Source organism: Thermostichus sp. MS-CIW-34, assembly GCF_054060435.1.
Genome location: NZ_JBSSDE010000033.1, coordinates 21,071 through 35,206, shown reverse-complemented (window position 1 = coordinate 35,206; position 14,136 = coordinate 21,071). Strand labels below are relative to the sequence as shown.

Genomic DNA, 14,136 nt, shown 5'->3' with positions numbered 1-14,136 from the left:
GGGATCCCCCCGAAGGGGGAACTCCAAGATGGGTTAATCCGCAACCAAGAGCGTGTTAAGTTTCCAATTTCTAGGGATCCCCCCGAAGGGGGAACTCCAAGATGGGTTAATCCGCAACCAAGAGCGTGTTAAGTTTCCAATTTCTAGGGATCCCCCCGAAGGGGGAACCAGGTGCTTTGTATGCCATCAATGAGAACAATGAGATTGTTTCCAATTTCTAGGGATCCCCCCGAAGGGGGAACTTACGACGAAGTACCGCTAGTGCACCACTACCCCATCGTGTTTCCAATTTCTAGGGATCCCCCCGAAGGGGGAACAGCCGGGTCAATCGGCGTGTGGGGCTGGGCAGCAGTTGTTTCCAATTTCTAGGGATCCCCCCGAAGGGGGAACATCAACTTCTATATTCCAGTAACCAATTAAGGCCATGTTTCCAATTTCTAGGGATCCCCCCGAAGGGGGAACACAATTAAATACCACTACCAAAACCCTGAATGGAGGGGTTTCCAATTTCTAGGGATCCCCCCGAAGGGGGAACTCCACCCCTATTAAAGCCAAGCAGGGCAAGGGATGCAAGACCCGTTTGCGAGGGATCCGGAAAAAAGGGGGCAAAAAGAGTTTCGGCGAGGGGGTTTTGGGGCCGGAAAGCCTTGTGGCACAAGGCGTCGAGGGATCCGACGAAAGAATGGGCTTTTCCGAGATTTTGAGGGACGCTCGCAGAGGCGTTGATACCGTTTTGGTGTTCTTTTGGAAACATCAGGATCCCTGAGGTTTGGCTAGGCTATCTGTTGGCAGGTGGCAAGCTCTCGCTAGGGTTGTTCGATATGGGAGCGGGGCTCCAGGTGGATGAGGATCCGCGCTGGCCCGTAGCGCTCCTGCAAGAGGCGTTCAACTTCCTCAGTGAGGCGGTGGGCGGACTCGATATCCTGCGGCTCCACCACCAGGTGCATCTCGATAAAGACTATCTCCCCGGGGATGCCGCGGGAAGTGATGTCATGGCAGTCGAGCACGCCTGGCACGCTCAGGATCAGATCCCGCAGGGCCTCAGAGGGGATCGCCACCCGGTCGGTGAGGTAGGGAAGATACTCCTGCAGCACTTCCCAGCCGCTTCGGAGCACCAGCAGCGCCACCGGCAAAGCCAGGGCTTGATCCAACCAAGGGATCCCCCAATAATGCATGCCGGCCAACCCCAGCAACACCGTCAGCGTCACCCCAACGTCGCTGAGGGTATGGCGCGCATCGGCCAACAGCAGCGAGCTGGACAGAGCTTTGCCCCAGCGGTGCTCGTAGAGGGTGACAAAGACGTTAATGCCCAACACCCCCACCATCACCCCCAAGGTTAGCTCGTCAATCTGCAGGTGGGGCTGGGGCTCCCAAAACCGCTCCACGGCTGTGCGCAGGATCTCCAGGCTGGCCATCCCCAAAAAGGCGGCGATCCCCAGCGCTCCAATGGCTTCAAACTTGCGATGGCCGTAGGGATGGTCGTCATCGGGCTCTGGCGAAGAAAAGCGCACGGCCACCAAGCCCAAAATGTTGCTGGCGCTGTCGGTGGAGCTGTGCAGGGCATCGGCAATGAGGCTTAGGGATCCCGTCGTCAGCCCCAGGATTAACTTGATCAGAAACACCAGGACATTTAGCCCTAGCGTGACGTACAGCACCCTCTGCACTTGGCGCTGACGGCGGCTGGCTATGGCAGCAGAATCCAGAAAGCTCACTGCAGCTCGAGCGGGGATCCGCAGATATCCTGCTTTATTCTGTCACCGACCTCAATAGGGGTAAGGGAGGGTACCCTAAAAGCAAGCTGCTAAGGCTTAGTCAAGTGGCCGCCGATTGGGGAGCGAACTCTGAGTATGCACGTTGCTGTGGTAGGCGCTGGCTATGTGGGCCTGGTAACAGGAGCCTGCCTGGCTCACCTAGGAAATAGCGTTATCTGTGTGGACAACAACCCCGCCAAGATTGAAGGGCTGCAGCGGGGTCGCCTGCCCATCTACGAGCCCGGCCTGGAAAAGCTGGTGCGGGAGGGAACTGCGGCGGGTCGGCTGCACTTTAGCACCGATCTGGGCTCTGGGATCCAGGCCAGCGAGGTGGTGTTTATTGCCGTGGGCACCCCGGCCCTGCCCAGCGGGGATCCCGATCTGCGCTACGTGGAAGCAGTGGCGCGGGAAATTGGCCAGCATCTGGACGAGCACTATCGGGTCATTGTCAACAAATCCACTGTGCCCATTGGCTCTGGGGACTGGGTGCGCATGCTCATTTTGGACGGGGCCGCTGAAGCTGCCAAGCAGCGGCTGAGCAGCCGGGAAGTGGGGAGGGATCCTGAGGCCAGATCCCTGACCTTGGAGCTCTCGCCTTGGACGCCGCAGTTTGACGTGGTGAGCAACCCCGAGTTCCTACGGGAGGGCAGTGCCATCCAAGATACCTTCTACCCGGATCGCATTGTGATTGGCTCTAACAGCCCCCGCGCCATTGAAATCATGCGGCAGCTGTATGAACCCATCCTCAACCGCCAGCAGGGCCTGCAAGGGGATCCCGTGCCTTTGCTGGTGACCGACCTGGCTTCTGCCGAGATGATCAAGTATGCCGCCAACGCCTTCCTGGCCACCAAGATTAGCTTTATCAACGAAATGGCCAACATCTGCGAGCGCACCGGTGCCGACATCACCCAGGTGGCAGAAGGGATCGGCCTAGATAGGCGCATTGGCCGCGCCTTTCTCAACGCTGGCATAGGGTGGGGCGGAAGCTGCTTCCCCAAAGATCTGGCGGCTCTCATTCAAACCGCTGCTGACTACGGCTATGAGGCCAAGCTGTTGCGGGCCACGGTGGAGGTCAACCGAGAACAGCGGCAACGTTTGGTGGAAAAGCTGCAGCAAGCCCTCAAGGTGCTCAAGGGTAAAACCGTTGGCCTTTTGGGCCTCACGTTTAAACCCCACACCGACGACCTGCGGGATGCCTCTTCCCTGACTTTGATCGAACAACTCCACCGTCTGGGGGCCAAGGTCAAGGCATATGATCCAATTGTATCCGCCTCGGGGATGCGGGAGGGGTTGGCCCATGTGGTGGTGGAAACGGATGTGTTTCGCCTGGCCCAGGACTGCGATGCCCTGGTGTTGGTGACGGAGTGGCCGGAGTTTTTGTCGCTGGATTACCGACGGATTGCAGAGCTGATGCGGCGGCCCTTGCTCATCGATGGCCGTAACTGTCTGGATCGGGAGGCGGTGCGGCAGGCGGGCATAACCCTCATTGGAGTGGGCTGGTAGGTGCTGGGGAAATCAGGGGAAATCATGAAGATCCTGGTTACGGGTGGCCTCGGATTTATCGGATCCCACTTGGTAACCCGCCTTCTGCAAGAAGGCCACTGGGTCATTTGCCTGGACAATGGCTCCACAGGCCGGCAGCTCAATGTCCAGGCCCATCTGGACAACCCCGCCTTTCAGTTCATTTGGCACGACGTGGCGGATCCCTTGCCGCCCGCTTTGGAAGAGGCCGGGATCCAGCAGATCTACCACCTGGCTTGCCCCGCTTCCCCCCCCCACTACCAAGCGGATCCCATCCGCACCATCCGCACCAGCCTCTGGGGCACCTACCACCTGCTGCAACTGGCCCAGAAAACGGGAGCGAGGTTCCTGCTGGCCTCGACTTCAGAAGTGTACGGGGATCCCCAAGTGCATCCCCAACCGGAAGACTACTGGGGCCACGTCAACCCCATTGGCCCGCGGGCCTGCTACGACGAATCCAAGCGCTTGGCAGAAACCCTCACCTTCGACTGGCAGCGGCAATACCAAACGGAGATCCGGGTGGCCCGCATCTTCAACACCTACGGCCCCGCCATGCGGGAGGACGATGGCCGCGTGGTGAGCAACTTTATCGTCCAGGCCCTGCGCGGGGATCCCCTGACGGTCTATGGGGATGGATCCCAGACCCGCAGCTTTTGCTACATCTCCGACCTGGTGGAAGGCTTGATCCGGCTGATGAACAGCCCCTACCCCGGACCCTTTAACTTGGGCAACCCAGAGGAGTTCACGATCCTGGAGCTGGCCCAGCAGGTGCTCGCCCTCACCGGCAGCCCTTCTCCCATCGTTTACCGGCCTCTGCCGACGGACGATCCCAGACAACGGCAGCCGGATATTGGCAAAGCCCGCGCCCTCTTGGGTTGGGAGCCTCGGATCCCGCTGCAAGTTGGGCTGCAACAGACCATCCCTTACTTTCGTCGGCGGCTGGGGCTGGAATAACCTTCGGGTGCTCGCGAAATCCCAACCTACTTGAGAACCCTTTCCGCCTCAGCTCGGTTGACCTGGGTGAATGGCTGCCAGCGGCTCCAGTTGGCGGGCTTGCTGTTGTAGCCGACTCACCAACTGCCGACATACCATTTCACACAGCTCAAAGCACATGGGATCCGCAATTTGGTAATAAACACTCACCCCCTTGGGCTGACGGCTGACGATCCCTGCCTGGGTCAGGATCTTGAGGTGCTTGGAAACATTGGCCTGGCCCATACCCGTAGCTTCCAAGATTTGGGTGACGTTCTTGGGCCCCGAGCGCAACTGACACAGGATCTGCAGGCGGTTGGGTTCCGCCAAAACCTTGAAGTACTCTGCCACGCTGTCGAGAACCTGCGGCGTCAGGATTGTGCGACACTCATTCACATCCGCTCTGCTCACCGGCTTTTCCCCAATCAACAAACCTGCTTGCGCCGTCCATGCAACTTGATTTTAACACTAGATAGTTATATAGTGTTCCTAGAAAGTCCAAGTTCACGTCGGGCTTTCGATACCAGACAGGAGGGCACTATGCTATTTCGCCAACTGTTCGACGCAGAAACAAGCACCTACACCTATTTAATCGCGGATCCGGCAACCCGCGAGGCCGCGCTGGTGGATCCGGTACTGGAGCAGGTGGAGCGGGATTTGAAGTTGATTCGGGAATTGGGTCTAACCTTGAAGTACTGCCTGGAAACCCACGTTCACGCGGATCACATTACGGGAACCGGGAAGCTGCGGGAACTGACCGGTTGCCAAGGGGTGGTGCCAGTACAGGCCAAGGCTCAATGTGCAGATCGTTTCATCGGTCATGGGGAAACGCTGCAAGTGGGATCCGTCGTCATTGAAGCCATCGCTACCCTGGGCCACACCGACAGCCACATGACCTACCGCGTCAATGGGGATCGCGTCCTTACCGGAGATGCCCTGCTGATCCGCGGCTGTGGGCGCACGGATTTCCAAAGCGGGGATCCCGGCCTGATGTACGACCATGTTACCCAGCACTTGTTTACGCTGCCCGACGAGACTTTGGTCTACCCCGGCCACGACTATCGCGGGCACACCGTCTCCACCATTGGCGAGGAGAAGCGCTGGAACCCGCGCTTTGTGGATCCGGAAACGGGCAACCTGCGTTCCCGTGAGAGCTTCATTGCCCTGATGAACAGCCTCAACCTGCCCCAGCCGAAGAAGATCCAGGAAGCGGTGCCGGCCAACGAGCAGTGCGGCCAAGTGGCAGCAGCGGTTTAATTCCTTCTGGGCAGCGAGGTGCAGGGTAAGCCCCCGCCGGCTGGGGAGCCCATGTGAAACTCCGATGGTGAGGGCCCGCTGCTCTGGGTAACCTTCTCTCAATTGGCTTGCCAGAAATGGAGAGTTTGAGCGTGGATCGAGAAAGTCTCTATGAGAGCGATTTCTACGCTTGGATCCAGCAACAAGCTCAATTTCTGCGGGATCGGGCCTGGGAGAAGCTGGATCTGCCCAATTTAGTCGAGGAGATTGAATCGTTGGGCAGGCAACAGCGGCAGGAACTGCGAAACCGACTTGCAGTTTTGGTTGGGCATCTCCTCAAGTGGGAGTACCAGCCAGAGGGGAGATCCGCAAGCTGGCTCCTCACCCTCCAGCTGCAGCGGCAGGAAGTTCTGGAGCTTCTTGAAGAAAGCCCAAGTCTCAAGCCCTATTTGCCAGAGGCCATCTCCAAGTCTTACTTGGGAGCGCTGAAGCTGGCCCTGGAGGAGACCAAGCTGCCCAGAAAGATTTTCCCCAAAACCTGCCCTTATTCCTCAGAGCAAATCCTGGATAGCCGGTTTTACCCCGGTGAGCCCAGTCATTTGCTTGAGGAGGGGGATTAATCCCAAAAATCGCTGCATTTTGCATTTTAGACAACGCTAGAAGCAAGGAGACAACCATGACCGTAACCCAACAAAACCCTATCCCTTCCGCTTCGCAAGAACGGGATCCCCGTCTCAAGGAGATCGATGCCCTGACCTTAAAACAGTGGCTGGATCAGGGGCGAGTCCAGCTCATTGATGTGCGGGAGCCGGGAGAATATGCCGATGAGCGGATCCCGGGGGCCATCAACATGCCCCTATCTACCTTTGACCCGGCCAAAGTGCCTGCTTCCACGCCAGAGAAGCCGGTGGTGTTGCACTGCCGCATGGGCAGCCGCTCCATCCGCGCCGGTTGTCAGTTGCTAGACCGCGGCTGGCCGGAGGTCATTAGCCTCAAGGGCGGGATCGAGGCTTGGAAAGCGGCCAAGCTGCCCGTTACCCGCACCCAAAATGCGCCCATCTCCATCATGCGGCAGGTGCAGATTGCGGCGGGATCCCTGGTGCTCACCGGAACCCTTCTGGGGGCCTTTGTCAACCCCTGGTGGCTGCTGCTGAGTGGCTTTGTGGGCGCTGGGCTGGTGTTTGCGGGTGTAACCAACACCTGTGGCATGGCTCTGCTCTTGGCTCGCATGCCCTGGAACCGAGGTCAGGCGCTATGAGTGGGATCCCTTCTGCTTCCTCTGGGGGGCAAGGGATCCTGGCGCGGTACCTGCCCTTTGCTAAGGAGTCTCTTTGGGTCTTCCACTATCAACGATCAGATTTGCCGGGAGATCTGATCGCCGGCCTTGTGGTGGCCATTCTGCTGGTGCCTCAGAGCATGGCCTATGCCCTGTTGGCCGGGTTGCCCCCCCAAGTGGGCCTGTACGCCAGTATTTTGCCGGTGATCGTATATGGACTACTGGGATCCAGCCGCGCCTTGGCGGTAGGGCCAGTGGCCATCATCTCCCTCTTGGTGGCGGCAGGGTTAGAGCCGCTGGCCGGTCGCGTCAGCGGGACGGAGTCCTTGCCGGGCAGCCCGGAGTATGGACAGTTGGCTTTGGGGCTGGCCTTGGAGGTGGGTCTGGTCCAGGGGGCCATGGGGTTGTTGCGGCTGGGGTTTTTGGCCAATTTCTTAAGCCACACGGTGGTGACTGCCTTTGGCAGCGCGGCGGCCTTGATCATCGGCTTCAGCCAGCTCCGCCACCTCCTGGGGGTCAAGATCGCCAACACGGAGTCCTTCTTGCTGTTGGTGCAGCGGCTGTGGCAGAGCCTGGATAAGGTAAACTGGGTAACCTTTGGCTTGGGGCTGATGGCCATATCCCTGCTGGTGTACGCCCAGCACAAGCTGCCCCACCAACTGCGGCGTTGGGGTGTGCCTCCAGGTTGGGCCTTGATTTTGACCAAGGGGGCACCGCTAGCGGCTGTGCTCGTGACCAGCCTGTTGGTCTGGGGCCTAAACCTCTCGGAGAGGGCAGGGGTATCCGTTGTTGGCTCCATTCCTTCCGGGTTGCCCCCCTTGGGCTTTCCCTCGTTGAGCTGGGGACAGTGGACAGCGCTTCTGCCCACCGCCTTGGCCATTAGCTTGGTGGGCTTCACGGAGAGCTATGCCGTGGGGCAGTCCTTGGCTAGCCAGCGGCGGCAGAAGGTGGATCCCAACCAAGATCTGGTGGCTTTGGGGGCAGCCAACTTGGCAGCAGCCTGCAGTGGCGGCTATCCGGTAACGGGAGGCATCAGCCGGTCGGTGGTGAACTTTCAAGCAGGCGCCAACAGTGGCCTGGCCTCCCTAATCACCGGCCTGTTGGTGGCTTTGACGGTCATCTGGCTGATGCCCCTGTTCACCTTCTTGCCCCAGACCACCCTGGCGGCCATCGTTCTGGTAGCAGTGCTGGCACTGGTGGATTTTCACCCCCTGCTGCAAAGCTGGCGCTACGACCGCGGCGATGCCCTGGTTTGGTTGGTAACCTTTGCCAGTGTTTTGGGGATCGGGGTGGAGCAGGGGATCGGAATAGGGGTGTTAGTCTCCATCCTGCTCTTTCTTTGGCGGGCTAGCCGTCCTCACATTGCCATCGTGGGTCAGGTGCCCGGTACGGAGCACTACCGCAACGTGCAGCGCCATGAGGTGATTACCGATCCCCGTATCTTGGCAGTGCGGGTGGACGAGAGCCTGTTTTTTGCCAACGCAGCCTACTTGCAGGAGTATCTGCTGCGAGAGGTGGCGGCGCGACCCACAGTGGAGCAGGTGCTGCTCGTTGCCAGCGCCATCAACTTCATCGACGGCAGCGCTTTGGAAGTGCTGACCCAGTTGGTGGAACGTTTGCAGCAGGCAGGGGTGGGCTTTGCCATGGCCGAGGTGAAGGGGCCGGTAATGGATCGCCTCCAAAAGGCTGGGTTTGTGGAGAAAGTGGGCGCTGAGCGCTTCTTCCTCTCCACTCACCAGGCGATGCAAGCCCTCGGATCCCAGCAGAGCCTCAGTCAGGTGGCATCTTCCTGATCAGCACAAGGGGGGTTTGTTCAGCGGCATTGCCGGCGGGGTTCTTGCCCAGGGCTTGCTCCACCAGCTCCCGCTCTACGCCGGGGCTGGCTGCCAGGATCTTGACCTGCCCCAGATCGTTGGCATCCACGATGGCCACTTCGTAGCCCGTCTGCCGATGCAGATCCCCCACCAACTTGGCCGGATCCCGCGGCCCCAGCACGATGAACTGGTCATAGGGAGGCAGGGTGCCAGTAACGTCGTCGATGAGATCGGCCTGCTCCCCCGCCAGGGCATAAAAGACCCCCGGGATCCCCAGCAGCTTGGCCAGGGATCCCACCACAAAAGCCCACACCACCCGCCAGGCCCCGGAGCAGTCAATCAAAGTCTGCATCCCGTAGCAGCTTGAAAGACTGGTCTTGGAGGGGAAGAAGTAGCACAGGGTGCGGGCCAGCCAGCCGGGCTGCACCTGCAGGGGATGGCGGAAGTTGCCCTGGACAATAGCCACGGCGCTTTCCGAGATGGCCACCATATCGCCGGGCTGGATGTGAGGGCCTACATACCGCCGTAGCACCTCGGCCAAGTCATCGCTGGGGGTCAGCAGATGGGTGGGAACGGCGGCCCAAAGGAGGGATCCCTGCTGCTGCCAGTTCAGCTCCGGCAAGGGATCCACCTCCTGCAACGGCAGGATGAGATGGCTGGTCTTGAGGGTGCGCCGCTGCCGCCCGTACTGAATGTAGTCCAGCTGGAGCCAGGCCGAGCGCAGATCCGCTAGCCCTTTCCCCTTCAGCTCGATCTCAACCTCTAGGCCAGTCTGGTTCTGGGGGGTGATGATGTAGGCCTGCCAGTAGTTGTCTTGGCGGGGGGGAAGATCCGGATGGCGAGAGCGCAGGCGTAGGCGGGTGTGAATGCCTTCTAGGGATCCGGCGCTGAGCAAATGCAGTCGCGGCTCCACCTGGGCCAAGGTGACTTCCAAAAGGGGGTTGAGGTTGCGAGCCACAAACTCCGCTTGAATGACCCAGTGCTCGGGGGTGTGGCGGCTGATGCGCCAGCCTTGGGGCTCCACCACCAGGTGATCGGCGGGGCGGGTCTTGAGCCAGTAGAGCAAGCTGCCCAAACTCAGCAGCAACCCGGCCACTACCTGAGCCCAGCCCCAGGGATCCCACAGCCAACGCCAAGCCCCCCATAGGCTGAGTCCTACCCCAGCCAGCACTGCAGCCAACACGCCACGATTCACCATGCTGCTACTTGTTGCCATCGGGATCCCACTCCTCCAAGTCCTTAAACCCTGCTAAAGTCTGCCCCTTTGTCCACCACAACACCCTAGACTACGGGTACGCTCTAGCTCTTCTCCCAAACCCTAGCCATCCTACCGGGAAACCGAAGCAGGCCGTAGCGGGATCCCTACCTAATTTTTAGTCTCAAACAGTTAGCTTACAAATAGATTTCATTTCAGGCTTTTCAGAACACTCTGGGAGTTTCCTATGGCGCACAAACAGCAATTCAAAAGTTTTGCCGACATGATTCAGGGATCCAAAACCCCCATCCTGGTGGATTTTTATGCTTCCTGGTGCGGCCCTTGTCAGGTTATGGCGCAAGTGTTGGAGCAGGTAAAACCTCAGGTGGGGGATGCGGTTACTTTTGTGAAGGTTGACACCGAAAAGTACCCAACCATCGCTGCTCGCTGGGGCATTCAAGCGGTGCCAACGCTGATCCTCTTCAAAGATGGGAAGCCGATTGACCGCATTGAGGGGCTGTTGCAGCCGCGGGCCCTGTTGGAGCGGTTGCGGGCGCAGGTTAACTAAACCTGTAAGCTAGGTGAACTTTTCTGGATCCCCCGTGCAACTGCCGCTTCTGCAGGTTCACCTGCCGGGTGAAGTGCCCTACCGCACTGCCTGGGCTTGGCAGCAGGCAAGACTGGCCCATATGATCCGGGATCCCCAGTTGCCGGACGGATTACTGCTGCTCACCCATCCTGCGGTTTACACCTTGGGGGCAGGAGCCGATCCCAAGTTTCTCAAGAGCCTTTCTCAGCCGATAGGATCCCCGGCTATCCACCCGGAATCTCCTTCTGAACAAGAGCCGGAAATCCTACGGGTGGAGCGCGGCGGCGAAGTGACCTACCATGGGCCGGGGCAGTGGGTGGGCTATGCGATGCTGAACCTAAAGCGCCACCGCCCAGATCTCCACGAGTACCTACGCCAGCTAGAAGAGGTGGTCATCCAGACCTTGGCCCACTTCGGCCTACAGGGGGAGCGGATCCCTGGCTTGACAGGAGTTTGGGTGGAGGGGCGCAAAGTGGCGGCCATCGGCATCAAGGTCTCCCGCTGGGTGACCTACCATGGCTTTGCCCTCAACGTCTGCCCGGATCTAGCTGCCTTCGAGGCCATCGTGCCCTGTGGGATCCCTGATCGCCCGGTGGGATCCCTGGTTCAGTTTTGTCCCCGAGTAACGATGGCGGCAGTGGCCCCGGTGGTGGTGAAGTCCTTTTGTCAGGTCTTTGGGCTGCAAGCTCAGGAAGTTTCCTTATCAGAGTGGTTGGGAGAACGCAAGTCTCTAAAGACTCAAGGCTAATCCACCCCCAACTGGCGCAGCAGTTGCTGCAGGATGGCCTGGTTGGCAAAGTTGCCGCTCTTGGAAAAGAGAGCCAAGGCCTGGCGAAAGTCGGCCATCGCCGCTTCTCGATCCCCCAACTGAAGATAGGCCACCCCGCGGCTAAAGTAGGCTTCTGGAATTCGCGGATCCAACTGAATGGCCCGCTCCGCATCGGCCAACGCCTCTTGGGGCTGGCGCAACTGGTTGTAGACGTAGCTGCGGTTCACATAGGCTGGCGCATAGCTGGGATCCAACTGCACCGCCCGATCCAGATCCGCCAGGGCAGCCACGGGATCCCCCCGCAGCAACTTGAGGGATCCCTGCCAGTTGAACTCGGAAGCGGTGTTTGGGGCCGAGGTCTTCTCAGGAGGAGGTGGGAAGGCAGGCAAAGAGGTGGCAGGGGCAGGAGCGAGGAATGCTGCCAAGAAACCTATCAGAGCTATCCTTCCCCATCGACACTTGATTGTGCTCCGCACCGCTAATGACGTCCTGATACATTTACGCTGAACACTGCTGAACATCACTGTTCAACTATGCAGCGATAGCATTCTGTTTGTTTCCAACCAGAATGGCGGTATCCCGCAAAGCTTTGAGTAGAATACCCAAAGCGCAGTTTCCGTGTCGTCTTACTACCAATTTTCTGCTTTGCTTTGGCTACCATGTTGGCAGACTCGAAAGTAAACAGAAAGATCAACTGGTAGTAATCCGTACTGAACATATTATACATTATTTTCAGTATAGTTGAGCTTATTATTGACTAGAGTCATGCTCTTCGGATCCCGAACTAGTTCAATATAGACCGTCGGCGAGAGGGGCAACCCCCTGCACTTAACTTGCAAGGGGTGCGGGGAGCTACAAGTTCCGCGCTCTGGCGAGAAAGTCAGGGTCGAGATACCGACTCCTCTGCCAAGTCGTTCTGTGACGCGGGGCAGGAATGCCCAATGGCAAGGTTGGGAGGCCCAAGCTCTATTGGCTAGAGTGAGGGCGGGGGGATGTTACAAGGAAAGCTTCTGGAATAGATGAGCCACCGGCAGGGCAAATCCTGGAATAACCTCTTCACCTTCTAGAAGATCAACCGATTTCAGGAGGCGGTCAGGCTCTTGAGAGCTGCGATACACCAGGACGTAGTGCTCGCTGGGGTGAACCAGCCAAACCAGGCGGCTGCCATTTTCAAAGTACTCCACCAGCTTGTCATGAATTTCTTCAACCGTATTGCGGGGGGAAAGCACTTCAACAGCCAGATCTGGAGCGCCTTCCAAAAATCCTGTGGGCAGTTCAGCCATGCCCTGCAAGCGTTCTTTAGCAAAAAAAGAGATGTCAGGGGAGCGCCAATTTCCACTCTTCATCTTAAAAGCAGTGCTGGAATCTAAAACGATCCCCAGCTTGTTGGACAAAACGTAGGGGGTCAAAGCTGCCAATAGGAGGCTGCAGACATAACCATGGAGTGCCCCCGCGCTTCCCATATCAATTGGCTTCCCATCAACAATCTCGTAGCGATGTCCCTCCCTGGACAACGCCATGAATTCTTCGGCTGTCCAAGCTCTTTTTCCCTGAGTTGGCACAGCTCCGACGGTCATCTGCAAACTCCTTGCTGCTCCTTCGACACCGCAAGCCAAGCCCGCAGGGATCCCCCAGCGGCTTTTCCTCGAGGGGGGACGCCAAAGGCTAAAATAGCCTAGCTCATCCTACTGTACCGACGGAAAAGGCACCTTGATCGAGCGCTACACTCTGCCCGAAATGGGCCAGATTTGGTCCACTGCCCACAAGCTCCAGACCTGGCTGCAGGTGGAGCTGGCTGTCTGTGAAGCGCAAGCGGAGCTGGGGCGGATCCCGCAAGAAGCCCTGCAGGAGATCAGAGCCAAAGCCGCCTTTGACCCGGCGCGGGTTTTGGAAATTGAGGCGGAAGTGAAGCACGATGTTATTGCCTTCTTAACCAACCTCAACGAGCACGTGGGCGAGGCAGGGCGCTACATCCACCTGGGCCTGACCAGCTCGGACGTGTTGGATACCGCTCTGGCCGTGCAGCTTGTGGCCTCGGTGGAGATCTTGCAAGCCCGCCTGGCCGACCTCATCGCTGCTATCCGCGACCAAGCTCGGCAGCACCGCTACACCCTCATGATCGGCCGCACCCACGGTGTTCACGCCGAGCCGATTACCTTTGGCTTTAAGCTGGCAGGGTGGCTGGCCGAGTGCCTGCGCCACCAAGAGCGCCTAGCTCGCCTGCGGGAAGTGGTGGCGGTGGGCAAGATCTCTGGCGCCGTGGGCACCTACGCCAACGTGCCTCCCCAGGTGGAGCAGTTGGCCTGCGCTCGCCTGGGCCTGAAGCCCGATACAGCCTCGACACAGGTAATCTCGCGGGATCGCCACGCTGAATACGTGCAAACCTTGGCTCTGATTGGCTCTTCCCTAGAGCGCTTTGCTACTGAAATCCGCAATCTGCAGCGGACGGACGTGCTGGAGGTGGAAGAATACTTTGCCCCCGGCCAAAAGGGATCCTCTGCCATGCCCCACAAGCGCAACCCCATCAAATCTGAACAGCTAACCGGGATTTCCCGCCTCCTGCGGGGGTATGCCCTTCCGGCTCTGGAAAACATCCCCCTTTGGCATGAGCGGGACATCTCCCACAGCTCCGTAGAGCGGGTCATCCTGCCGGATGCCTCCATCCTCTGCCACTACCTGCTGGTGAACATGGCCGACCTGGTGCGCCACCTGCAGGTTCACACCGGCAACATGGAGCGCAATCTCAACCTCTACGGCGGCGTCATCTTCAGCCAGCAGGTGCTGCTGGCTTTGGTGGAGAAGGGCTTGAGCCGCGAGGAAGCTTACCGCCTGGTGCAGGAAAATGCTCACCGCGCCTGGAACCAGCCCGGCGGGGATTTCCGCGCCAATCTGCTGGCGGATCCCCGAGTGATGGCCCACCTGAGCGAGGCAGAACTGCAGGACTGCTTTGATCCCCAGCGCCACCTAACTCACCTAGACGAGATCTTTGCCCGCTTGGGCATTTGAGGGATCC

Annotated in this window: 14 protein-coding genes, 1 pseudogene and 1 CRISPR repeat array; of the genes and pseudogenes, 9 read left to right on the top strand and 6 right to left on the bottom strand. The window is 59.0% G+C overall.

Annotated elements, in window-relative coordinates; all coding sequences use genetic code 11:
- Positions 1–59: 59 nt before the first annotated feature.
- A CRISPR array of direct repeats spans positions 60–535; the repeat unit is 36 nt; unit sequence GTTTCCAATTTCTAGGGATCCCCCCGAAGGGGGAAC.
- A gap of 271 nt (positions 536–806) precedes the next feature.
- Positions 807–1,712, bottom strand: a complete 906-nt coding sequence (locus tag ACVWYY_RS11215; protein ID WP_457440573.1) for a cation diffusion facilitator family transporter — start codon at positions 1,710–1,712, stop codon at positions 807–809.
- A gap of 135 nt (positions 1,713–1,847) precedes the next feature.
- Here ACVWYY_RS11215 and ACVWYY_RS11210 point away from each other — a divergent pair, with 135 nt between their 5' ends.
- Complete coding sequence (locus tag ACVWYY_RS11210) at positions 1,848–3,254, top strand: UDP-glucose dehydrogenase family protein (protein ID WP_457440571.1); 1,407 nt, start codon at positions 1,848–1,850, stop codon at positions 3,252–3,254.
- A 24-nt stretch (positions 3,255–3,278) separates the two neighbouring features.
- Positions 3,279–4,226, top strand: a complete 948-nt coding sequence (locus tag ACVWYY_RS11205; protein WP_457440569.1) for a UDP-glucuronic acid decarboxylase family protein — start codon at positions 3,279–3,281, stop codon at positions 4,224–4,226.
- Positions 4,227–4,274: 48 nt separating this feature from the next.
- On the opposite strand, the gene ACVWYY_RS11200 is transcribed toward ACVWYY_RS11205, so the two are convergent.
- Positions 4,275–4,655: an ArsR/SmtB family transcription factor gene (locus ACVWYY_RS11200; protein ID WP_414381749.1), complete on the bottom strand. Its 381-nt coding sequence runs from the start codon at positions 4,653–4,655 to the stop codon at positions 4,275–4,277.
- Positions 4,656–4,784: 129 nt separating this feature from the next.
- Here ACVWYY_RS11200 and ACVWYY_RS11195 point away from each other — a divergent pair, with 129 nt between their 5' ends.
- The 4 genes from ACVWYY_RS11195 (at position 4,785) to ACVWYY_RS11180 (ending at position 8,549) form a co-directional block, all read left to right on the top strand.
- Complete coding sequence (locus tag ACVWYY_RS11195) at positions 4,785–5,501, top strand: MBL fold metallo-hydrolase (protein ID WP_011433521.1); 717 nt, start codon at positions 4,785–4,787, stop codon at positions 5,499–5,501.
- A 131-nt stretch (positions 5,502–5,632) separates the two neighbouring features.
- A complete protein-coding gene (locus tag ACVWYY_RS11190; protein ID WP_414355907.1) occupies positions 5,633–6,100 on the top strand; it encodes a DUF29 domain-containing protein in 468 nt (155 codons plus the stop codon).
- A gap of 56 nt (positions 6,101–6,156) precedes the next feature.
- Positions 6,157–6,738: a rhodanese-like domain-containing protein gene (locus ACVWYY_RS11185; protein WP_414330942.1), complete on the top strand. Its 582-nt coding sequence runs from the start codon at positions 6,157–6,159 to the stop codon at positions 6,736–6,738.
- Complete coding sequence (locus tag ACVWYY_RS11180) at positions 6,735–8,549, top strand: SulP family inorganic anion transporter (protein ID WP_457403531.1); 1,815 nt, start codon at positions 6,735–6,737, stop codon at positions 8,547–8,549. The genes ACVWYY_RS11185 and ACVWYY_RS11180 overlap by 4 nt, the downstream gene beginning before the upstream one ends.
- On the opposite strand, the gene ACVWYY_RS11175 is transcribed toward ACVWYY_RS11180, so the two are convergent.
- A complete protein-coding gene (locus tag ACVWYY_RS11175) occupies positions 8,527–9,786 on the bottom strand; it encodes a hypothetical protein (RefSeq protein ID WP_457403533.1) in 1,260 nt (419 codons plus the stop codon). The two genes, ACVWYY_RS11180 and ACVWYY_RS11175, sit on opposite strands and share 23 nt — an antisense overlap.
- Before the next feature lie 226 nt (positions 9,787–10,012).
- On the opposite strand from ACVWYY_RS11175, the gene trxA reads away from it, so the two are divergent.
- Together trxA and lipB are read left to right on the top strand one after the other, a co-directional pair.
- Positions 10,013–10,333: a thioredoxin gene (gene trxA, locus ACVWYY_RS11170; protein WP_011433516.1), complete on the top strand. Its 321-nt coding sequence runs from the start codon at positions 10,013–10,015 to the stop codon at positions 10,331–10,333.
- 13 nt (positions 10,334–10,346) lie between these two features.
- The gene (gene lipB / locus ACVWYY_RS11165; protein WP_457403534.1) at positions 10,347–11,102 is read left to right on the top strand and encodes a lipoyl(octanoyl) transferase LipB; all 756 of its coding nucleotides are present in this window, start codon (positions 10,347–10,349) and stop codon (positions 11,100–11,102) included.
- Here lipB and ACVWYY_RS11160 read toward each other — a convergent pair.
- The 3 genes and pseudogenes from ACVWYY_RS11160 to ACVWYY_RS11150 all read right to left on the bottom strand — a co-directional run bounded on the left by ACVWYY_RS11160 (position 11,099) and on the right by ACVWYY_RS11150 (position 12,700).
- Positions 11,099–11,548, bottom strand: coding sequence for a tetratricopeptide repeat protein (locus ACVWYY_RS11160; RefSeq protein ID WP_457403535.1), 450 nt, complete (start codon positions 11,546–11,548; stop codon positions 11,099–11,101). The genes lipB and ACVWYY_RS11160 overlap by 4 nt on opposite strands.
- Before the next feature lie 106 nt (positions 11,549–11,654).
- Positions 11,655–11,838 (bottom strand): annotated as a pseudogene (locus ACVWYY_RS11155) (hypothetical protein); the annotation flags it as partial.
- A 280-nt stretch (positions 11,839–12,118) separates the two neighbouring features.
- Positions 12,119–12,700: a Uma2 family endonuclease gene (locus ACVWYY_RS11150; protein WP_011430559.1), complete on the bottom strand. Its 582-nt coding sequence runs from the start codon at positions 12,698–12,700 to the stop codon at positions 12,119–12,121.
- 133 nt (positions 12,701–12,833) lie between these two features.
- On the opposite strand from ACVWYY_RS11150, the gene purB reads away from it, so the two are divergent.
- A complete protein-coding gene (gene purB / locus ACVWYY_RS11145; RefSeq protein ID WP_457440567.1) occupies positions 12,834–14,129 on the top strand; it encodes an adenylosuccinate lyase in 1,296 nt (431 codons plus the stop codon).
- The last annotated feature ends 7 nt before the right edge of the window (positions 14,130–14,136 follow it).